Consider the following 19,937-nt stretch of genomic DNA (forward strand, 5'->3'; position numbering starts at 1 on the left):
CCGGATGGGGCCCGCGCGATCGTTTGCTAGCTACTCGAACAGGCCGGGCTGCCCGAGACCGGCCGCCCCGGCCGGCGGCGCCATGCCCAGGTGCGTCCACGCCTGGGCGGTGGCCACCCGGCCGCGCGGGGTCCGGGCGACCATGCCGGCGCGCACCAGGAACGGCTCGCACACCTCCTCGACGGTGGTCGCCTCCTCGCCGACCGCCACCGCCAGCGTCGACACCCCGACCGGGCCGCCCCCGAAGCTGCGGGTCAGCGCCGAGAGCACGGCCCGGTCCAGCCGGTCCAGTCCCAGTTCGTCGACGTCGTAGACCGCCAGCGCGGACTTGGCGACGTCGCGGGTGATCACACCGTCGGCGCGCACCTCGGCGAAGTCCCGCACCCGGCGCAATAGCCGGTTGGCGATCCGCGGCGTGCCCCGCGAGCGGCGGGCGATCTCCTCGGCCGCGTCGCCGCCGAGTTCGATGCCCAGGATCCCGGCGGAGCGGGCCAGCACCCGCTCCAGCTCGGCGGGCTCGTAGAAATCCATGTGCGCGGTGAAGCCGAAGCGATCGCGCAGCGGGCCGGTCAGCGCGCCGGACCGGGTGGTGGCGCCGACCAGGGTGAACGGCGCCACCTCCAGCGGGATCGACGTCGCGCCCGGCCCCTTGCCGACGACCACGTCGACCCGGAAGTCCTCCATGGCCAGGTAGAGCATTTCCTCGGCGGGCCGCGCGATGCGGTGGATCTCGTCGATGAACAACACGTCGTGCTCGACCAGGTTGGACAGCATGGCCGCCAGGTCGCCGGCGCGTTCCAGCGCGGGGCCGGACGTCAGCCGCAGCGAGGAGCCGAGCTCGGCCGCGATGATCATGGCCAGCGACGTCTTGCCCAGCCCCGGCGGCCCGGACAGCAGGATGTGATCCGGTGTGCCGCCGCGGTTTTTGGCGCCCTCGATGACGAGCTGCAGCTGTTCGCGCACCCGCGGCTGGCCGATGAACTCCCGCAGCGAGCGCGGCCGCAGGCTGACGTCGATGTCGCCCTCGCCGGGCGCCAGCGCGCCGGAGACGTCGCGGTCCGACCAGTCTTCCTCAGCGGGGGTCATCGGGACTTGCCCAGCAGCGACAGGGCGGCGCGCAGCGCACCGGAGGTGGTCGCGTCCTGCTCGGCGGCCAGCACCTTGTCGGTGGCTTCCTCGGCCTGCTTGACGGCGAACCCGAGGCCCACCAGGGCCTCGACCACCGGCCCGCGGACCGCGTGGCCGTTGAGCGCGGCGCCCGCGGGGGCCGCGCCCGCACCGGCGGCGCCCACCTTGTCCCGCAGCTCTAAAACCATCCGTTCGGCGCTGCGTTTGCCGATCCCGGGGACCCGGGTCAGCGCGGCGACGTCGCCGTCGTGCAGCGCCTGGCGCAGCGCGCCGGCGTCGTGCACGGCCAGGGTCGCCATCGCCAGCCGGGGCCCGACCCCCGACACCGACAGCAGGGTCAAAAACAGGTCGCGGGTGTCGGTGTCGGTGAAACCGTACAGCGTCATCGAATCCTCGCGGACGATCATCGCGGTGATCAGCCGCGCCTCGGTCCCGGTCCGCAGCGTGGACAGCGTCGACGGCGTCGCGTTCACCCGGTAGCCGACGCCGGCGGCCTCGATCACCGCATGGTCGAGCGCCACCTCGAGCACCTCGCCGCGCACCGCGGCGATCATCGGGCGGCCTTGAGCTTGGCCTTGTATTTCTGCCGCTGCTGGGCGGCCAGCGCCTCGGCGGCGGCCATCCGGGCGATCATCGGCGCCCGCCAGCAATGGCAGATCGCCAGCGCGAGCGCGTCGGCGGCGTCCGCCGGTGTCGGTTTGGCCTGCAGCGCAAGGATTCTGGTGACCATCGCGGTGACCTGGGCCTTGTCGGCCGCGCCGTTGCCGGTGACCGCGGCCTTGACCTCGCTCGGGGTGTGGAAGTGCACGTCGATGCCGCGCTTGGCGGCCGCCAGCGCGACCACCCCACCGGCCTGGGCCGTGCCCATCACCGTCGACACGTTCAGCTGGGAGAAGACCCGCTCGACCGCCACGACGTCGGGCTCATGCGTGGCCAACCAATGCTCGACGGCGTCACTGATCGTCAGCAGCCGCTCGGCGAGCGGCGCGTCCGACGGCGTGCGCACCACGTCGACGTCGAGCGCGACCACGGTGCGCCCGCGCCCGCTCTCGACGACCGACAGCCCGCACCGGGTCAGGCCGGGGTCGACGCCCATCACCCGCATTACCCGCTCCCACCTAGTAGAACAGCTGTTCGATACCCTAGCGGCCGGCACCGACGCGCCGCGGCTGCGACACGCGGCGGCGCCACCGATTCTGGGCCGATTCCCGGGCCGCGAGGTTACCGCGCCGGTGCCGCGAAAAAGCTGTTAGCTTTAGCCCACGTTCGCTCAAGCATCGTGGCAACGGAGGGTGCGCGTGGGATCTCTGCTGGTCGTGCTCGCCATCGTGCTGTTCATCGCGTCCATCGTGGTGCTCGTCATCGCTTTGCGCCGTCCCAAGCGGCCGGCCGAGCGCGCCGGGCGGCCGGATCCGCTCGCGTCGGACGCGATGCCGCAGTTCGGGCCGCGCCAACTGGGCCCCGGCGCCATCGTCAGCTACGGCGGCACCGACTACATCGTGCGCGGGTCGGTCACCTTCCGCGAGGGACCGTTCGTCTGGTGCGAACACCTGCTCGAGGGCGGCGACCAGCCGATCTGGTTCAGCGTCGAGGAGGACGACGGACGACTGGAACTGGCGATGTGGATCACCCGCAAGGACGTCCCGCTGCGGCCCGGCGACCCGTACGTCGTCGACGGCGCGATGTTTCACGAGACCGAACGCGGCCGCGCCTCGTACACGACCGAAGGCACCACCGGGCTGCCGGCCGGCGGCGAGATGGAATTCGTCGACTGCACCAACGAGGACGAGACGGTCCTGCTCTCCTTCGAGCGCTGGGCCCCGGACATGCCCTGGGAGGTGTCGACGGGCAAGGCCGTGTCGCCCGGCGAACTCACCGTGTACGCGGCGCCCCCGCCCAGCCCCGCCTAGCGCGCGCGAGGTCAGGCCGGTGCCCCTTCATCAGCTCGCCGTGACCCCGGCGGACGTATCCGGGCAGCGGCTGGGGCTCGCGCTCAACGCGCCGGTCCCCGCGCCGCTGGCCACCTGCCGGCTGGACCATCCCTGCGGCGCCGGGGCGCTGCTGCTCGGGGTGCTCGGCGCGTCGCACGTCGTCGCGGTCGAGCACGCCGCGGGCCGGTTCTCCGAGGAAATCTCTTGCACGGCACGCAATCTCGGGGCCGACCTGCCCGAGCGCACCGACGCGCCCGGCTATCGCCTGCAATCGCGCACCGACGCCCGCGACGAGGCGGACTTCCGCCGCCTCGCGCACGACCTGCGCGGCCGCTGCGCCCGCCAGGCGGGCTGGCTCGGCGGCACGTTCCCGGGCGACGACGCCGCGCTGACCGTGCTGGCCGCCGAGCCCGACGGCGCCGGATGGCGTTGGCGGACATGGCATCTGTACCCGGGGCGTCCCGCGGGCTCCGGCGGGACCGTTGTTCACACGGCGAGCCGGTGGCAACCGTGAGCCGGACCCGCCTGTTCGTGATCTCCGGCCTGCTGGCGGCCGGCGCGGTGGTGTGCCTGATCACCGGAATCATCCTGTTGCAGAAGAACATCGCGTCGTACGTGGCGGGCCACTATCACGAGTACGCCCACGACGTGAACGGCAGGCGCTACCAGTGCAGCGGGTCGCCACGGCAGGCGGCCGACACGCTCGCCGCGTACGCGCACCCCGAGGCGCGCGCCGACAACGGCAACACCGAATACCTGCGGTACGCCAACAACATCGTGATCGTCGGGCCCGACGGGACCTACCCGTGCAGCATCCGCGTCGAGTCGCTGAGCGCCGGCTACAGCCACGGCGCGTTCATCTTCCTCGGTCCCGGATTCACCCCCGGCTCCCCGTCGGGCGGTTCCGGAGGCAGCCCCGGCGGCCCGGGCGGAACCAAGTGATGGCACCACCGCAAAGGAGACAACCATGTACCTCGCCGTCGAGATCGGAACCGTCGACATCAATCCCGTCCTGAAGGGCGCGGTCGCGACGATCCTGTACTTCGTCGTCGGCATGGGCGTCCTGCTCGTCGGGTTCTACGTGGTCGACGTGCTGACCCCGGGAAAGCTGCGCCACCTGGTGTTCATCGACCGCCGCCCCAACGCCGTGATCGTCGCGGGCGCGATGTACATCGCGCTGACCGTCGTCATCATCACCGCGATCGCCAACAGCTACAGCCAGCTTGGCCAGGGGCTCCTCGGCGTGGCGGTGTACGGATTGATGGGGGTGATTTTGCTCGGGATAGCGCTGCTCACAATGCATCTGCTGATCCCGGGGAGTTTCCACGAGCACATCGACGAGCAGGTGCTGCATCCCGGCTCGTTCGCGGTGGCGCTGATACTGCTCGCCGTGGGAGGGGTGACCGCCGCGGCGGTGTCATGAGCTCCGTCGACGTGGCCACGGCCCCGGCGGCGCCGTCCGCGGCAGCGTCGGGGCGGTGGCGGGCACTCCTGTTGGCCGCCGTGGCGGCGTGCGCGGCCTGCGGCATCATCTACGAACTCGCGCTGCTGACGCTGTCGGCCAGCCTCGACGGCGGCGGCATCGTCGCCACCTCGCTGATCGTGGCGGGCTACATCGCCGCGCTGGGCGTGGGCGCGCTGCTGGTCAAACCCCTGCTGGCGCACGCGGCAATTACCTTCATCGCCGTGGAGGCGCTGCTCGGCGTCATCGGCGGGCTGTCCGCGGCGGCGCTGTACATGGTGTTCGCGTTCCTGGACGGCTCCGTCGGGTCGACGTGGGTGCTGGCGGTGAGCACGGCCCTGATCGGCGGCCTGGTCGGTGCCGAGGTGCCGCTGTTGATGACGCTGCTGCAGAGCGGGCGGGTGACCGGTGCCGCCGACGCCGGGCGCACGCTCGCCAACCTCAACGCGGCCGACTACCTCGGCGCGCTGCTGGGCGGGCTGGTCTGGCCGTTCCTGCTGCTGCCGCAGCTGGGGATGATCCGCGGCGCGGCGGCCACCGGCATGATCAACCTGGCGGCGGCGGCCGTCGTCGCGCTTTTCCTGCTGCGCCACGTGGTTTCGACGCGCCAGCTCCTGCTGGCGCTGTGCGCGCTGGCCGCCGCGCTGGGGCTGCTCGCCACCCTGCTGCTGCGTTCGGCCGACGTCGAAACCACAAGCCGGCAACGGCTTTACGCCGACCCGATCGTCGCCTACCGGCACACGCCCTACCAGGAGATCGTGGTGACCCGCCGCGGCAACGACACCCGCCTGTACCTCGACGGCGGGCTGCAATTCTCCACCCGGGACGAATACCGCTACACCGAAAGCCTGGTGTACCCCGCCGTCGGCAAGGGCGCGCGTTCGGTGCTGGTGCTCGGCGGGGGCGACGGCCTGGTGGCCCGCGAGTTGCTGCGCCTGCCAGGCGTTTCCAAGATCGTGCAGGTCGAGCTCGACCCTGCGGTGATCGACATCGCACGCACCACGCTGCGTGGCGCCAACGGCGGTTCGTTGGACAACCCGCGGGTGGCCGTGGTGACGCAGGACGCGATGAACTGGTTGCGCGGACCCGACCTCGACCGGTTCGACGCGATCATCGTCGACCTTCCCGATCCCGACACACCCGTGCTGGGCCGGCTGTATTCGGCCGAGTTCTACGCGCTGGCCGCGCGGGCGCTGGCGCCCGGCGGGCTGATGGCGGTGCAAGCGGGCAGCCCCTTTTCCACGCCGACGGCCTACTGGCGCACGGTGTCGACGATCCGGGCGGCGGGCTATGCGGTCACGCCGTATCACGTGCACGTGCCGACGTTCGGCGATTGGGGATTCGCCCTGGCGCAGCGCGCCGATACCGCACCCACGCCGACGGTGCCGCCCGACGCTCCCCCGCTGCGTTTCCTCAACCAGCAGGTGCTTCAGGCCGCGTGCGTGTTCTCCGGCGACGTCGCGCCGCGGCCCGTGGAGCCGTCGACCCTGGACAATCCGCGCATCGTCGAGGACATGCGGCACGGGTACGACTAGATCCCTTGCGTAATCCCTTGCGCCGAGCGTGCAGTGAGGGCGAAAAATCGGCCGAAATCTCGCCCTGAGTGCACGCTCGGCGAGGCGAAGCAGGCGAATTACTCCTGCTCGAGGGCGGCGAGCACCTCGTCGGACAGGTCCACGTTGGTCCACACGTTCTGCACGTCGTCGCTGTCCTCCAGCGCGTCGACCAGCTTGAACACCTTGCGCGCGCCCTCGACGTCGACCGGCACGCTGACCGACGGCTGGAAGCTCGCCTCGGCGGACTCGTAGTCGATGCCGGCGTCCTGCAGCGCGGTGCGCACCGCGACCAGGTCGGTCGGCTCGGAGATGATCTCGAAGCTCTCGCCGAGGTCGTTGACATCCTCGGCGCCGGCGTCGAGCACCGCCGTCAGCACGTCGTCCTCGGTCAGGCCGTTCTTCTCCAGCGTGACGACGCCCTTGCGGGTGAACAGGTAGGACACCGACCCGGGGTCGGCCATGTTGCCGCCGTTGCGGGTGACGGCCACCCGGACCTCGCCCGCCGCCCGGTTGCGGTTGTCGGTCAGGCATTCGATCAGGACCGCGACGCCGTTGGGCCCGTAGCCCTCGTACATGATCGTCTGGTAGTCGGCGCCACCGGCTTCCTCGCCCGCGCCGCGCTTGCGGGCCCGCTCGATGTTGTCGTTGGGCACCGAGGTCTTCTTCGCCTTCTGGATGGCGTCATACAGCGTCGGGTTGCCGGCGGGGTCACCGCCGCCGGTGCGGGCGGCGACCTCGATGTTCTTGATCAGCCGGGCGAATTCCTTGCCGCGGCGCGCGTCTTTGACGGCCTTTTGGTGCTTGGTGGTGGCCCACTTGGAATGGCCGCTCATCGGTGTCTCTTACCTCTTCTATGTCTGGAAAGTTCGCCAGTCGAGTCTACGTGGACGTCTGCGGCCGACTACCGGGCGCTTCACTCCGGTCGCAGGGTTCCCGCAGTCGCGACTTCCGGCGAGAGCATGCGCCTGAGGGCTTTGGCTGTGCGGTGACGGCGTTGAGTGTGCGCTGGCGGCGGCGACCCGCCCGGTGGTTTCAAGGTTTGGTTGCAACAGTGGTTTGTGGCGGGTTTGACAGTAGCCGGTTGAGGACTTGGGCGGGGCTGTCCCAGCCGAAGCGTTTGCGTGGGCGTTCGTTGAGTTCAGCGGCGACTTCGGCGAGGTAGTCGGCCGAGTGCACGGATAAGTCGGTGCCTTTCGGAAAGTATTGGCGCAATAGGCCATTGGTGTTTTCGTTGCTGCCGCGCTGCCAGGGTGAGTGTGGATCGCAAAAGTAGATGTCGATACCGGCATCGATACTGATGCGGGCATGGCGCAACATTTCGTGGCCTTGGTCCCAGGTCAGCGAGCGCCGCAATGCCTGGGGCAGGGTTTTGATGGTGGCGATCATCGCATCAGCCACCGTCTCAGGGTCGCGACGGGCGGGCAGGTGCAGCAGTTGCACGAACCCGGTGGAACGTTCGACCAGGGTGCCGATCTGAGAGTGCTGATTTTTGCCCAGGATTAAGTCACCCTCCCAGTGCCCGGGCACCGCGCGGTCAGCGGCCTCAGCGGGCCGCTCACTGATGTTGACCATGCCCGGAATTCGGCCGCAGCCGCTACGGGCGCCGACTCTGGCCCGTGGCTTGCGCAATGCCCGCCCGGTCCGCAAACACTTAGTCAGCTCGCGGCGTAGCTCCCCGCGTCCTTGCACGTAGAGCGCCTTGTAGATGGTTTCGTGGGACACCTGCATCTCCGGGCGGTCGGAATACGTCGTGGCCAACATCCCGGCAATCTGCTCCGGGCTGTACTTCTTGACCAACCACGCTTGCACCTGATCACGCAACGCAGGGCAGCGACCCAGCTTGCCGATCTTGGGCCGGCGCGCTCGCTGCTCGCTGCGAAGCTGAGCAATCCGCGCCGAATAGCCCGATTTCGCATCCACGCCCGCTCGGCGGGCTCCGAAGCGGTAACGAGAACGATAACGGCCCACACTACCCCCGCATCACGCCGTTGTTGGCGATCTCGCGCATGACTGTCGACGGGGCCCGGCCCAACCGGGCTGCCATCGAGCGAATCGATTCGCCCTGAGCGGTGCCGATCATGATCTGTTCACGCTCATCAGCCGACAACCGCGGCCGTTTCTGCCCCTGAGGGGCTAACCATCGCGGATTCACACCACCAAACCTGCGAAACCACTTGCCGCCGCACGTTGCCGACACGCCGACCGCAACCCCGGCATCCTCCGAGGACACCCCGGACGCGATCAACTCCCAATACCGGCGCTGCACCGACAACAACTGAGGCTGACCCGTCATCAACACCCCTAACTACGAAGTGTTGCAATCACCCCTTGAGCCCAAGCCGGGGAGCGCCGCCCTGGACGCACACTGAAAACCCGGACTGCACACCGAACGCCCTGACAGCCTCGGCCGTCAGCCGGTCACCATGTCGACGAACATGTGGTGGATCCGCCGATCGCCGGTCACCTCGGGGTGAAACGCCGTCGCCAGCTTGCGGCCCTGGCGCACCGCGACGACGTGACCGGCGGCGCTGGCCAGCACCTCCACGCCGTCACCGACCCGCTCGACCCACGGCGCGCGGATGAACACCGCCCGCACCGGATCGTCGAGGCCCGCGAAGTCGATGTCCCCTTCGAACGAGTCAACCTGTCGTCCAAAGGCGTTGCGCCGCACGGTCATATCGATCGCGCGCAGGGGCAGCGCCTCCCTCCCGCCCGCCCCGGCGTCGAGAATCTCGCTGGCCAGCAGGATCATCCCGGCGCACGCGCCGTAGGCGGGCAGCCCGTCGGCCAGCAGCCCGCGCAACGGCTCAAGCAGGCCGAGGTCTCCCAGCAGGTGGCTCATGGTCGTCGATTCCCCACCGGGGATGACCAGCCCGTCGACCGCCTCCAGCTCACCGCGCCGGCGCACAGGCATCGACTCGGCCCCGGCTTCGCGCAGGGCCGCCAGGTGCTCGCGGGTATCGCCCTGCAGCGCGAGGACCCCGATCCGGGGGGCGCTCACTGGTGATATCCCCGCTTGAAGCGGGTCAGCCCCTCCTGCATGACCGCCGCGACCATCTCGCCGGATTGGGTGAAGATCTTGCCCTGGCACAGCGCGCGGCCGCCGTTGGCCGACGGGGAGGACTGGTCGTAGAGCAGCCACTCGTCGGCCCGGAACGCCCGCATGAACCACATCGCGTGGTCCAGCGACGCCACCTGCAGGTGCTCGCGCACATCGAGGTGGGTGACCTGCGCCGACCCCAGCAGCGTCAGGTCGCTCATGTAGGCCAGCGCACAGATGTGCAGCACCGGGTCGTCGGGCAGCGGGTCACGGTGGCGGAACCAGACCTGCTGCTGGGCGGCCTTTCCCGGCGTGAGCTGCAGGCGCTCGCGCGGCACGATGCACACGTCCCACTCCGCGAACTGCTTGAACCCGGCGTCGTCGAACACCTTGACCGAGTCCAGCCCCGGCAGGCCGTCCGGCGGCGGCGCGGGCGGCATGGGGTCCTGGTGGTGGATGCCTTCCTGGTCGGTCTGGAAGGACGCGCCCATGCTGAAGATGATCTCGCCGTGCTGAATGGCGTTGACGCGCCGGGTCGCGAACGAGCCGCCGTCGCGGGTGCGCTCCACGATGAACACCGTGCGCTCCTTGGCGTCCCCGGGCCGCAAAAAGTAGCCGTGCAACGAGTGGACCTGGTAGCGCGGGTCGACGGTGCGCACCGCCGACACCAGCGACTGCCCGGCGACATGACCGCCGAAGGTGCGCTGCAGGAATCCCGATTCCGGGCTGAAGATGCTGCCCCGGTAGATGTTGACCTCGAGCTGCTCGAGATCAAGGATCTCTTCGATCGCCACCAATAGCCCTCGGCTTACCAGCCGCGTTCGGCCAGCCGATGGGGCTGCGCGATCTGCTCGACGTTGATGCCGACCATCGCCTCCCCCAGCCCACGCGAGACCTTGGCCAGCACGTCGGGATCGTCGTAGAAGGTGGTGGCCTTGACGATGGCCGCCGCGCGCTGGGCGGGGTCGCCGGACTTGAAGATGCCCGAGCCCACGAAGACGCCCTCGGCGCCGAGCTGCATCATCATCGCCGCGTCGGCGGGGGTGGCGATGCCGCCGGCCGTGAACATGGTGACCGGCAGCTTGCCCGCCCGGGCCACCTCGACGACGAGTTCGTAGGGCGCCTGCAATTCCTTTGCGGCAACGTACAATTCGTCTTCGGACAGCGACGTCAGGCGGCGGATCTCGCCGCCGATCGCCCGCATGTGCGTGGTCGCGTTGGAGACGTCCCCGGTGCCGGCCTCGCCCTTGGAGCGGATCATGGCCGCGCCCTCGTTGATCCGTCGCAAAGCCTCGCCGAGGTTGGTGGCGCCGCACACGAACGGCACGGTGAACTTCCACTTGTCGATGTGGTGGGTGTAGTCGGCGGGGGTGAGCACCTCCGACTCGTCTACGTAATCCACCCCGAGGCTCTGCAGGATCTGCGCCTCGACGAAGTGCCCGATGCGCGCCTTGGCCATGACCGGGATGGTCACCGCCGAGATGATGCCCTCGATCATGTCCGGGTCGCTCATCCGCGACACCCCGCCCTGGGCGCGGATGTCGGCGGGCACTCGCTCCAGCGCCATCACGGCGACGGCGCCGGCGCCCTCGGCGATCTTGGCCTGCTCGGGGGTGACGACGTCCATGATGACGCCGCCCTTGAGCATCTCGGCCATGCCGCGCTTGACGCGTGCGGTTCCGGTTCGCCCGTTGCCGTCCGGTGGGTGGGCGCTAGTCACTGCTTGATCTCCTTCAACCATTGTCGACCCAGTCTAATGAGGCGCTTTGGCCCGCGTTGACCGACGGAGTCAGCGGATCGACAGCAGCGGGCCGGGGGCGCGGCCGCCGGCGAGCGCGGCCGCGTCGGTGAGCAGTCCGGATAGTTGCATGGGGTACACCGTCTCCCCCGCGGCGACGAGCTGGGCGATGTCGGCAGCATCACACCAGCGGTGGCCGTGGATGTAGCTGCGTTCCAGTTCGGTGCGGCCCGTGCGCGACGGCTCGAACCGGCGGGTGCGGTAGACGAAGTAGAACTCCTCGCTGTCGATCAGCGAGCCGTTGAACTCGAAGACCTGGTCGCGCCGCCACACGGGCCCGACCATGTCGGCGGGCGCGACCCGCAGGCCGGTTTCTTCGGCGAGCTCTCGCGCGGCCGCCTCGGCCAGCCGCTCCCCCTGCTGCACTTCGCCTCCCACGGTGAACCACCACTTCGGGGCGGGCTCGCCCAGCGCCGGATCCGACCCGCGCAGCAGCAGCACCGCCCCGCTCTCGTCGAGCAGCACGACGCGGGCCGAGGTGCGGTGGTTGAGCACGCCGTGATCGCCGTGGGCCAACGCGTGCGGCCGCTCCACGATCTCGAAATAGCTGGGCAGCCCGGCGGTCCCGCCCAGGTGGAACAGCCGCACCAGGGGCCGCTCGGCCAGCGCCAGCGTGTCGCGCACCGCGTCGTTGTGGAAGCGGCGGGCCAGCAGCACCCGGGCCTCGGCGTCGGCCAGCTCGGCGATCAACCCGGCCGGCAGGGACGCCGGGTTGACGGCGGCCAGCGCGGCCGACAGCTCGTTTTCGCACGTCTCCCGCGCGGGCCGGGGCGCGCCCTCGGCGGCGTCGGCCAGCGCCGCCAACCGCCGGCCCTCGGATGCGCCGCCGTAGGCGTCGATTGCCACGGCGCGCGCCACCACCGCGCGGCGCGCCAGCGCGCCGTCGAGCGCCTGCCACGACAGGTCGTAGCGGACGTGCAACCGGTCCAGCCGGTTGGCCGTCCGGTACGCCCAGGCGCCGAAGACGCCCAGCACCGCGACCAACACCGCGATGGCGACGATCAGCCATGTCATCAACCGGCCACCTCAACCTTGGCGCCTGTCGCGGCGACCGTCTCGTAAACCCTCAGGATCTGGCTGGCCACCACCGACCAGTCGTAGCGCCGGACGGCGGCCGCGCCGGCCGCCACATAGCGTTCGGCCAGCACATCATCCTCCAGCACCGCGATCAAGGCATCGGCGAGCGCGGCGCCGTCGCCGACGGGCACCAGGCGGCCCACGTCGCCGCCGGCCAGCACGCGCCGGAAGGCGTCGAGGTCGCTGGCCACCACCGGAGTCCCGGCGGCCATGGCCTCGACCAAGACGATGCCGAAGCTTTCCCCGCCGAGGTTGGGTGCGCAGTAGACGTCGGCGCTGCGCATGGCCGACGCCTTGCCGGCATCGTCGACCTGGCCGAGGAAGCGAATGTTGTTCACGAATTCGCCTGCCTGCGCGCGTAATTCGTCTTCGTCACCGCGTCCGACGATGAGCAGCTGCACGTCGGCGAACCGCTCAACCAGCCGCGGCAGCGCGTCGAGCAACACCCCCACGCCCTTGCGCGGCTCGTCGTAGCGCCCGAGGAACAGCACCGTCTTGCCGGGCCGCGGGTAACCGTCCAGCAGCGGCGCGGTGGCGAACGAGCCGACGTCGACGCCGTTGGGGATCTCCACCGCGTCGGTTCCCAGCGCCTCCATCTGCCAGCGCCGCGCCAAGTCGGACACCGCGATCCGGCCGACGATCTTCTCGTGCATCGGGCGCAGGATGCCCTGAAAGACCGTCAGCGTCAGCGATTTGGTGGTCGACGTGTGAAACGTCGCCACGATCGGGCCCTCGGCGATGTTGAGGGCCAGCATGGACAGGCTCGGCGCGTTGGGCTCGTGCAGGTGCAACACGTCGAAATCGCCTTCGGCGAGCCACTTTTTCACCTTGCGGTGGGTGGCCGGGCCGAACCGCAGCCGGGCCACCGACCCGTTGTAGGGAATCGGGACGGCCTTGCCGGCCGAGACGACGTAGTCGGGCAGCACGGCGTGCGGCGAGGCCGGCGCGAGCACGCTGACGTCGTGCCCGCGGGCCCGCATCACCTCGGCAAGCTGCAGGACGTGCGACTGCACCCCGCCCGGAACGTCGAACGAGTAGGGACAGATCATCCCGATGCGCATCAGGCGTCCCTTAGCCGGGCCTGCTTGTTCTCGGAGAGGTCGGCCAGCCATTGCGGCTGCATCATGTGCCAATCCTCGGGGCGGGCGGCAATGTTCTTCTCGAAGTGATCGGCCAACAGCTGGGTGATCGCGCCGACGTCGCCGCCGGTGCAGTCCAGCGCCGGGTGGATGGCGACGCCCCAGCCCTGGCCCTCGAACCAGCAGTGGGCCGCTAGCAGGGCCGCCCCCGTCGCGATCGCGAGCTTCGCCGGCCCGGCCGGCATCCGGGTGGGTTCGCCGAAGAAGTCGACCTGCACGCCAGTGCGGGTGAGGTCGCGCTCGGCCATCAGGCACACCACCCGGTTGTCCCGCAGCCGGTCGCACAACACGTCGAAGGGTGGCCGCTCGCCGCCGGACAAGGGCAGCACCTCGAAGCCGAGGCCTTCGCGGTAGGCGATGAACCGCCGGTAGAGCGACTCGGGTTTGAGTCGCTCCGCGACGGTGGTGAAGGTGCCGTGTGTCTGCGCCAGCCACACCCCTGCCATGTCCCAATTGCCGCTGTGCGGCAACGCGATCACTGCGCCGCGGCCGCCGGACAGTGCCGCTTCGATATGGTCGCGGCCCTGAACAGAGTCGTGCAGCTGGCGGCCGACCGCGGCGAGGTCCATGCCCGGCAGGCGGAACGCCTCGCGCCAATAACGGGCGTAGGAGGCCACGGACGCCCGCATCAGTGAATCCGGAACGTCTGAGGGCGGCACCCGCAAGACGCGGGCCAGGTTCTTGCGCAACTGATCTGGGCCGCCGCCGCGGGCCGCGTAGCGCGCCGCGGCGCCAAATGCGTTGCGCGCGGCGAACTCCGGCATCGCCCGCACGGCCAACCAGCCGGACGCGTACGCCCAGTCGGCCCCGATGCCGCTCAACCGGCCGGCGACGCGGCTCGCCAGGCGGCTCGGTGCCGTGAGCGCGTTCATGCCCGGCGGGGTGGGAATCACGGCGCGACCGATCCGCGGTCGGTCGCGCCCGGCGAGGTGCGCACCGTGCGCAACCGCTGCGCGCAGGTCACCACGCTGGCGGCCGCCAACAGCCACATCGCCACCGGCAACGCGGGCGGCCACGCGACGAACGGAAAGTCCGAGATGCCGGCGCCGACCAGCACGATGATCAGCCGCTCGGGCCGTTCGATGATGCCGCCGTCGCCGCGCAGGCCGCTGGCCTCGGCCCGGGCCTTGATGTAGGAGATCACCTGCGAGGTGACCAGGCAGATCAGGGTGGCCACCGCCAGCGGCTTGTCGTGCAGTCCGAAGGCGATCCACCACAGCAGCCCGCAGAACACCGCACCGTCGCTGACGCGGTCACAGGTGGCGTCCAGCACCGCGCCGAACCGGGTGCCGCCGCCTTGTTCGCGCGCCATCGCCCCGTCGAGCATGTCGAAGAGGACGAAGAACCAGACCACCAGCGTGCCGATGAACAGCTTGCCCATCGGGAAGAAGATCAGCGCCCCCGCCACGGCCACGACGGTGCCCAGGATCGTGACGACGTCGGGGGTCAAACCCAACCGCAGGCACGCTTTCGCGGTCGGAGTGGTCAGCCGCGCGAACGCCGCCCGGGACAGGAACGGCACCTTACTCATGATCGCGTTGCGCTCATCGCTGCTTCGTCCACTCCGTCGCCAGCAACTGGCGGGTTTCGCGCAGCAACTGCGGGATCACCTTCGACCCGCCGATGATGGTGATGAAGTTGGCGTCGCCGCCCCAGCGCGGGACGACGTGCACGTGCAGGTGCTCGGCCAGCGACCCGCCGGCCGAGGTCCCCAGGTTGAGGCCGACGTTGAAACCATGCGGCCGCGACACGTTCTTGATGACGCGAATCGCCTTCTGGATGAAGGACATCAGCTCCGCGCTCTCCGGATCGGTGAGGTCCTCCAGCTCCGAGACGCGCCGGTAGGGCACCACCATCAGGTGCCCGGGGTTGTACGGGTAGAGGTTGAGCACGGCGTAGACGAGTTCACCGCGCGCGACGACTAGGCCGTCTTCGTCGGTCAGCTGCGGGATGTCGGTGAACGGCTGCTCGGTTTTGCCGTTGTCGCGCTTCATCGGCGCCTCGGCCAGATAGGTCATCCGGTACGGCGTCCACAACCGCTGCAGATGATCTTCCTCGCCGACGCCCCGGTCGAGGATGGTGTCGTCGGTGCGCGGCTCGGCGCGTTCGCGCTCACTCACCGGCCGCCACCTTCACGAGTTCGGCGGTGGGAGCGGCATTCTCGCGATCGGCGATCCACTTCACGATGGCGTCGACGGCGCCGTCGCGGGGCACGCCGTTGATCTGGGTGCGGTCACCGAAGCGGAAACTGACCGCGCCCGCCGCAACGTCACGGTCGCCGGCGAGCAACATGAACGGCACCCGCTGGTTGGTGTGGTTGACGATCTTCTTGGCCATCCGGTCGTCGCTGGCGTCGACCTCGACCCGAACCCCGTGCGAACGCAGTTGCGCCGCAACGTCGTTCAGATAGTCTACGTGGTCGTCGGCCACCGGGATGCCGACCACCTGCACCGGCGCCAGCCACGCCGGGAAGGCGCCGGCGTAGTGCTCGGTCAGGATCCCGAAGAATCGCTCGATGGACCCGAACAGCGCGCGGTGGATCATCACCGGCCGCTGCCGGCTCCCGTCGGCGGCGGTGTACTCCAGCTCGAACCGCTCCGGGAAGTTGAAGTCCACCTGGATGGTCGACATCTGCCAACTGCGGCCCAGGGCGTCGCGGGCCTGCACGGAGATCTTGGGCCCGTAGAACGCCGCGCCGCCCGGATCCGGCACCAGCTGCAGGCCGGATTCGGCGGCCACATCGGCCAGGGCTTTGGTGGATTCCTCCCACATGGCATCGGAGCCCACGAACTTCTCCGGGTCCTTGGTGGACAGTTCCAGATAAAAGTCCTCCAGCCCGTAGTCGCCCAGGAGCTCGAGGATGAACCGTAGCAGCGACGCCAGCTCGGCGTGCAGCTGCTCGCGGGCGCAGAAGATGTGCGCGTCGTCCATGGTGAAACCGCGCGCCCGGGTCAACCCATGCACCACGCCGGACTTCTCGTAGCGGTAAACGGTGCCGAATTCGAAGAGCCGCAACGGAAGTTCGCGATACGAGCGCCCGCGCGACCGGAAGATCAGCGTGTGCATCGGACAGTTCATCGGCTTGAGGTAATAGTCCTGCCCCGGCTTCCGCACGGTCCCGTCGTCGTCGTATTCGGCATCGAGATGCATCGGCGGGTACATGCCTTCGGCGTACCAGTCCAGATGGCCAGACGTGTGGAACAGGTCCGCCTTGGTGATGTGCGGGGTGTTGACGAACTCGTAGCCGGCCGCGATGTGCTTGCGCCGCGAGTACTCTTCCAGCTCCCGGCGCACGATGCCGCCCTTGGGATGGAAAACGGCCAAGCCGGAACCGATTTCGTCGGGAAAGCTGAACAGGTCGAGCTCGGTGCCCAGCTTGCGGTGATCGCGGCGCTGGGCCTCCTCGATCAGCGTCAGGTGGCGCTCCAGGGCTTCCTGCGACTCCCAGGCCGTGCCGTAGATCCGTTGCAGGCTGGCGTTGTTCTGGTCGCCGCGCCAGTAGGCCGCCGAGCTGCGGGTCAGCTTGAACGCGGGGATGTGCCTGGTGGTCGGGATGTGCGGTCCCCGGCACAGGTCGCCCCAGACCCGTTCGCGCGTACGGGGATTGAGGTTGTCGTAGGCCGTGAGCTCGTCGCCCCCGACCTCCATCACCGAAGGATCACCGGACTTGTCGTCGACGAGTTCGAGCTTGTAGGGCTCCCCCGCCAGCTCGGCGCGCGCCTGGTCCTTGGACTCGTAGACCCGGCGCTCGAACAGCTGGCCCTCTTTGACGATCTGGCGCATCCGCTTTTCCAGCGCCGCCAGATCCTCGGGCGTGAACGGCTCCGGTACGTCGAAGTCGTAGTAGAAGCCGTCGGTGATGGGCGGGCCGATGCCCAGCTTGGCTTGCGGGAACAGCTCCTGGACGGCCTGGGCCAACACGTGCGCGGCCGAGTGCCGGATCACGCTGCGGCCGTCGTCGGTGTTGGCCGCCACCGGAATCACCTCGGCGTCGGCGGCGGGCGCCCAACTGAGGTCGCGCAGCTTGCCCTCCGCGTCGCGCACCACCACGACGCCGTCGGGCGCCCCGCGGCCCGGCAGCCCCGCATCCCGCACCGCGGCGGCCGCGGTGGTCCCGGCAGGCACCCGGATCGGGGCTTGCGGGTCGCTGCCGTCGGCTCCCGAGGCGGCGTGTGCGGGGACGGTCATTGTGGCGGTCTCCAAGGCTCGATGGGTCGACGACCATGCTATCGGGGCGGTTCGGCGCCGAGCAGGGCCGTCGAGCAGTCGCCCACAAGTCCGGCAAGATGGACCCGATGGGGGCGCAGACGGGTTTGACGCTGCTGCTCGGCGCCGTCGCGGTCATCGTGCTGGTCAACTGGATCAGCGAGCGCACCGGGCTGCCCAGCGCGCCGCTGCTGGTTCTCGTCGGCATCGGCTATGCGCTGGTGCCGGGGCCGAACATCAGCCTCGAGCCCGACGTCGTGATGACCTGCATCCTGCCGCCGCTGCTCTTCAACGCGGCGCTGGAGTCGTCGCTGGTCGGCATCCGCCGCAATCTGCGCACGGTCATCAGCCTGTCGGTGGTCCTCGTCCTGTTGACCGCGGCGTCGGTCGGCATCGCGTTCGGGCTGCTCGTCAGCGGTGCGACGCTCGCGGTGGGCATGGTGCTGGGCGCCGCGGTCGCGCCGACCGACCCGGTGGCCGCGCTGGCCGTGGCCCGCAAGGAAGGCCTCCCGCTCAACATCGTCACCCTGATCGAGGGCGAGGGCCTGCTCAACGACGCGACCGCCCTGACCACGCTGTCGGTGGCCATCACGGTGGCGCGCGGCGCCGCGTTCTCGGTGCCGTCGGCGATCCGGGAGTTCGCGCTGGCGGCCCTGGGCGGCCTGGCGGTGGGAATGGTGTTCGCCTACTTCCGGCGGCTGCTGCGCCGGTGGAGACACGACGTGCTGACGGCCAACGCGATCTCGCTCGCCACCCCGTTCGTGACCTATCTGGTGGCCGAGGAGCTGTCCGCCTCCGGTGTCCTGGCGGTCGTGGTGTGCGGGTTGATCGTCGGCCACGACTCGCCCCGGCTCGAATCGGGGGCGAGCCGATTGCAGACACGGGCCGTCTGGCGGCTGGTCAACTTCCTGCTCGAGGGCCTGGTGTTCTTGCTGATCGGCCATCAGCTGCCGGCCATCCTCGACGACCTGGGCGGCTACGACCTGTCGACGATCGTCGTGGCGGTCTCCGTCACCGTCGCCGTGGTTCTCGTGGTGCGGCCGCTGTGGTTGCTGCTCACCCAGTCGCTTCCCCGGCCGCTGCGCACCCGGCTCGGCAACGTCTCGGGGTCCGCCGACGCCGACGACGCCGACGACGCCAACGACGCCAACGACGCCAACGACGCAAACGACGCAAACGAACCCGACGGACCCGACGGACCCGCCGAGCCCGACACCGGGCGCCGGCCCAACCGCACCTCCGAGCGCCTCAGCGGCCGTGAAGTCTTGGTGCTGAGCTGGGCCGGCACCCGCGGGGTGGTCAGCCTCGCGGCGATTTTCACGGTTCCGTTCGTGACCGACAGCAGCGCGCCGTTTCCCGACCGGGACCTGCTGCTGTTCTGCACCCTGGTCGTCGTGCTGGTGACGCTGATCGGACAGGGCATCACGTTCGGTCCGCTGGTGCGCGCCCTGGGCCTGCGCGCGGATGCCACCGACGAACTGCGGCTGCGCAACCGGGCTCGCGCCGCCGCCGTGCAGGCCGCGCTGGACAGGCTCGACTCGCTGGACCAACAGGACGACGTGGACGTGGACCCTCGGGTGATCGACGGTGTGCGCCAACAGTTGTCGGCACGGCTCGAGCGGTATCAGCACCGGCTCGACCTGTTGTCGGACGCCGCCGAGGCGCCCGCCGCTCCCCGCTACGAGGCCGCGGTCGCCATCCGCCGCATCGCCATCGACGCCCAGCGCGACGAGCTGGTGCGCTGGCGGGACGCGGGCATGCTGCCCGACCAGAGCCTGCGCGCGATTGAACGCGAACTCGACCACGAAGAGAGCACGCTGCCGATGCGGACGCGCCGGGCCCGCCGGCGCACGCAAAGAACTTGATTTTCAACCTATTTGGTGCGGCCTACCCTGTTGCGACGACGCTCCATGAAACCCCTTGCGGGCGAACGACTCTCAGGGCTGGCCGGGTTTGAGCCGCACGAACAGCGCGTCGGCTTCGGTGAGCAGGCGATCGCCGTCGGTCAACCGGCCCGAGACGAAGATCTTGCGCCCGTCCACCCGGTCGACGCCGGCGTCGAACTGTAGTTCCTTCTCCACCGGCACGATGTGGCGGTAGTCGATCTTGAGGTAGGCGGTGCGCTGCCGCGGGTTGCCGGTGAGCACCGCGGCGCTCAGCCCCAGAATGGAATCGAACAGCATCCCCAGCGCGCCGCCGTGCACGGCGCCGTTACGGCCGAGATGGAACCGGGCGAAGCGGGCCTCGCCATGGACGCGGCCGTCTGCGCCTTTGCGGGCCGCCATGGGGATCGTCAGGATGTTGCCGCGCATCGGCAGGTCCATCCGGCGGCCCGACGGGGAGGCCCACTCGTCGGCGTCGTACGGCGCCAGCAACGCCGACACCTTCTCCAGCAGGTCGGCCGCCTCGGTGATCACCTCGTCGGGGGCGTCGGCGGCGCGGGCGTGATCCTGCAACGCGCGCACGGCGTCGATGAACCTGCCGTAGTCGGGCCCGCCCTTGGTGGTGGGTTCGGGCGGGTTGAATCCCCCGCCGGGGTGTCGCTGATGTTCGGCCACCACCACACCGTATTGCCCGACGGGCGCGCGCATTCGCGTGGT

Annotated in this window: 20 protein-coding genes and 1 pseudogene; 6 read left to right on the plus strand and 15 right to left on the minus strand. The window is 69.9% G+C overall.

What is annotated here, in order from left to right; all coding sequences use genetic code 11:
- Positions 1 to 30 precede the first annotated feature (30 nt).
- Genes ruvB through ruvC form a run of 3 tightly spaced genes read right to left on the minus strand, consistent with a single transcriptional unit; the run spans position 31 to position 2,233 of the window.
- Entirely contained in the window at positions 31 to 1,086 is a 1,056-nt protein-coding gene (ruvB, locus tag OCQ_RS16630) for a Holliday junction branch migration DNA helicase RuvB (RefSeq protein WP_009956162.1), read from the minus strand.
- Positions 1,083 to 1,682: a Holliday junction branch migration protein RuvA gene (gene ruvA / locus OCQ_RS16635; RefSeq protein ID WP_014385306.1), complete on the minus strand. Its 600-nt coding sequence runs from the start codon at positions 1,680 to 1,682 to the stop codon at positions 1,083 to 1,085. Before ruvA ends, ruvB begins: the two co-directional genes overlap by 4 nt.
- Positions 1,679 to 2,233, minus strand: coding sequence for a crossover junction endodeoxyribonuclease RuvC (gene ruvC, locus OCQ_RS16640; RefSeq protein ID WP_014385307.1), 555 nt, complete (start codon positions 2,231 to 2,233; stop codon positions 1,679 to 1,681). Before ruvC ends, ruvA begins: the two co-directional genes overlap by 4 nt.
- A 193-nt stretch (positions 2,234 to 2,426) precedes the next feature.
- On the opposite strand from ruvC, the gene OCQ_RS16645 reads away from it, so the two are divergent.
- The 5 genes from OCQ_RS16645 to OCQ_RS16665 are packed head-to-tail and all read left to right on the plus strand — an operon-like array spanning position 2,427 to position 6,056.
- Positions 2,427 to 3,038, plus strand: a complete 612-nt coding sequence (locus OCQ_RS16645) for a DUF4178 domain-containing protein (RefSeq protein ID WP_014385308.1) — start codon at positions 2,427 to 2,429, stop codon at positions 3,036 to 3,038.
- 19 nt (positions 3,039 to 3,057) lie between these two features.
- Complete coding sequence (locus OCQ_RS16650) at positions 3,058 to 3,573, plus strand: DUF2617 family protein (RefSeq protein WP_014712019.1); 516 nt, start codon at positions 3,058 to 3,060, stop codon at positions 3,571 to 3,573.
- Positions 3,570 to 4,001 carry a DUF4247 domain-containing protein gene (locus tag OCQ_RS16655; RefSeq protein ID WP_009955062.1) on the plus strand — a complete coding sequence of 144 codons (432 nt, stop codon included), beginning with the start codon at positions 3,570 to 3,572 and terminating at the stop codon, positions 3,999 to 4,001. Before OCQ_RS16650 ends, OCQ_RS16655 begins: the two co-directional genes overlap by 4 nt.
- 25 nt (positions 4,002 to 4,026) lie before the next feature.
- Positions 4,027 to 4,482, plus strand: a complete 456-nt coding sequence (locus OCQ_RS16660; protein ID WP_014385310.1) for a DUF350 domain-containing protein — start codon at positions 4,027 to 4,029, stop codon at positions 4,480 to 4,482.
- Entirely contained in the window at positions 4,479 to 6,056 is a 1,578-nt protein-coding gene (locus OCQ_RS16665; protein WP_014385311.1) for a polyamine aminopropyltransferase, read from the plus strand. Before OCQ_RS16660 ends, OCQ_RS16665 begins: the two co-directional genes overlap by 4 nt.
- A 98-nt stretch (positions 6,057 to 6,154) precedes the next feature.
- On the opposite strand, the gene OCQ_RS16670 is transcribed toward OCQ_RS16665, so the two are convergent.
- The 11 genes and pseudogenes from OCQ_RS16670 to thrS all read right to left on the minus strand — a co-directional run bounded on the left by OCQ_RS16670 (position 6,155) and on the right by thrS (position 17,319).
- A complete protein-coding gene (locus tag OCQ_RS16670) occupies positions 6,155 to 6,910 on the minus strand; it encodes a YebC/PmpR family DNA-binding transcriptional regulator (protein ID WP_009955059.1) in 756 nt (251 codons plus the stop codon).
- Between the two features lie 199 nt (positions 6,911 to 7,109).
- Positions 7,110 to 8,370, minus strand: a pseudogene (locus OCQ_RS16675) (IS30 family transposase).
- 117 nt (positions 8,371 to 8,487) lie between these two features.
- On the minus strand, positions 8,488 to 9,078 hold the full coding sequence (pdxT, locus tag OCQ_RS16680; protein WP_009955058.1) for a pyridoxal 5'-phosphate synthase glutaminase subunit PdxT: 591 nt from the start codon (positions 9,076 to 9,078) through the stop codon (positions 8,488 to 8,490).
- Positions 9,075 to 9,911, minus strand: coding sequence for an acyl-CoA thioesterase II (gene tesB, locus OCQ_RS16685; protein ID WP_014380522.1), 837 nt, complete (start codon positions 9,909 to 9,911; stop codon positions 9,075 to 9,077). The genes pdxT and tesB overlap by 4 nt, the downstream gene beginning before the upstream one ends.
- Positions 9,912 to 9,925: 14 nt before the next feature.
- Positions 9,926 to 10,858 (minus strand): pyridoxal 5'-phosphate synthase lyase subunit PdxS, encoded by a 933-nt coding sequence (gene pdxS, locus OCQ_RS16690; protein ID WP_014385314.1) that lies wholly within the window; start codon positions 10,856 to 10,858, stop codon positions 9,926 to 9,928.
- A gap of 48 nt (positions 10,859 to 10,906) precedes the next feature.
- Entirely contained in the window at positions 10,907 to 11,929 is a 1,023-nt protein-coding gene (locus OCQ_RS16695) for an NUDIX hydrolase (RefSeq protein WP_008258330.1), read from the minus strand.
- A complete protein-coding gene (locus OCQ_RS16700) occupies positions 11,929 to 13,053 on the minus strand; it encodes a glycosyltransferase family 4 protein (RefSeq protein ID WP_014385315.1) in 1,125 nt (374 codons plus the stop codon). Before OCQ_RS16700 ends, OCQ_RS16695 begins: the two co-directional genes overlap by 1 nt.
- The gene (locus OCQ_RS16705; RefSeq protein WP_041785097.1) at positions 13,053 to 14,003 is read right to left on the minus strand and encodes a phosphatidylinositol mannoside acyltransferase; all 951 of its coding nucleotides are present in this window, start codon (positions 14,001 to 14,003) and stop codon (positions 13,053 to 13,055) included. The genes OCQ_RS16700 and OCQ_RS16705 overlap by 1 nt, the downstream gene beginning before the upstream one ends.
- 17 nt (positions 14,004 to 14,020) lie before the next feature.
- Positions 14,021 to 14,662 carry a phosphatidylinositol phosphate synthase gene (gene pgsA / locus OCQ_RS16710; protein WP_041785098.1) on the minus strand — a complete coding sequence of 214 codons (642 nt, stop codon included), beginning with the start codon at positions 14,660 to 14,662 and terminating at the stop codon, positions 14,021 to 14,023.
- A 13-nt stretch (positions 14,663 to 14,675) separates the two neighbouring features.
- Positions 14,676 to 15,251: an HIT family protein gene (locus OCQ_RS16715; protein ID WP_008258334.1), complete on the minus strand. Its 576-nt coding sequence runs from the start codon at positions 15,249 to 15,251 to the stop codon at positions 14,676 to 14,678.
- Positions 15,244 to 17,319, minus strand: a complete 2,076-nt coding sequence (gene thrS, locus OCQ_RS16720) for a threonine--tRNA ligase (RefSeq protein ID WP_009953630.1) — start codon at positions 17,317 to 17,319, stop codon at positions 15,244 to 15,246. The genes OCQ_RS16715 and thrS overlap by 8 nt, the downstream gene beginning before the upstream one ends.
- Positions 17,320 to 17,417: 98 nt before the next feature.
- Here thrS and OCQ_RS16725 point away from each other — a divergent pair, with 98 nt between their 5' ends.
- Positions 17,418 to 19,202, plus strand: coding sequence for a cation:proton antiporter (locus OCQ_RS16725; RefSeq protein ID WP_179960102.1), 1,785 nt, complete (start codon positions 17,418 to 17,420; stop codon positions 19,200 to 19,202).
- A gap of 72 nt (positions 19,203 to 19,274) precedes the next feature.
- Here the strand turns inward: OCQ_RS16725 and OCQ_RS16730 are convergent, their stop codons facing one another.
- Positions 19,275 to 19,928: a PaaI family thioesterase gene (locus OCQ_RS16730; protein WP_014385319.1), complete on the minus strand. Its 654-nt coding sequence runs from the start codon at positions 19,926 to 19,928 to the stop codon at positions 19,275 to 19,277.
- Positions 19,929 to 19,937: the final 9 nt, after the last annotated feature.

The organism is Mycobacterium paraintracellulare (genome assembly GCF_000276825.1).
Taxonomy (GTDB): domain Bacteria; phylum Actinomycetota; class Actinomycetes; order Mycobacteriales; family Mycobacteriaceae; genus Mycobacterium; species Mycobacterium intracellulare.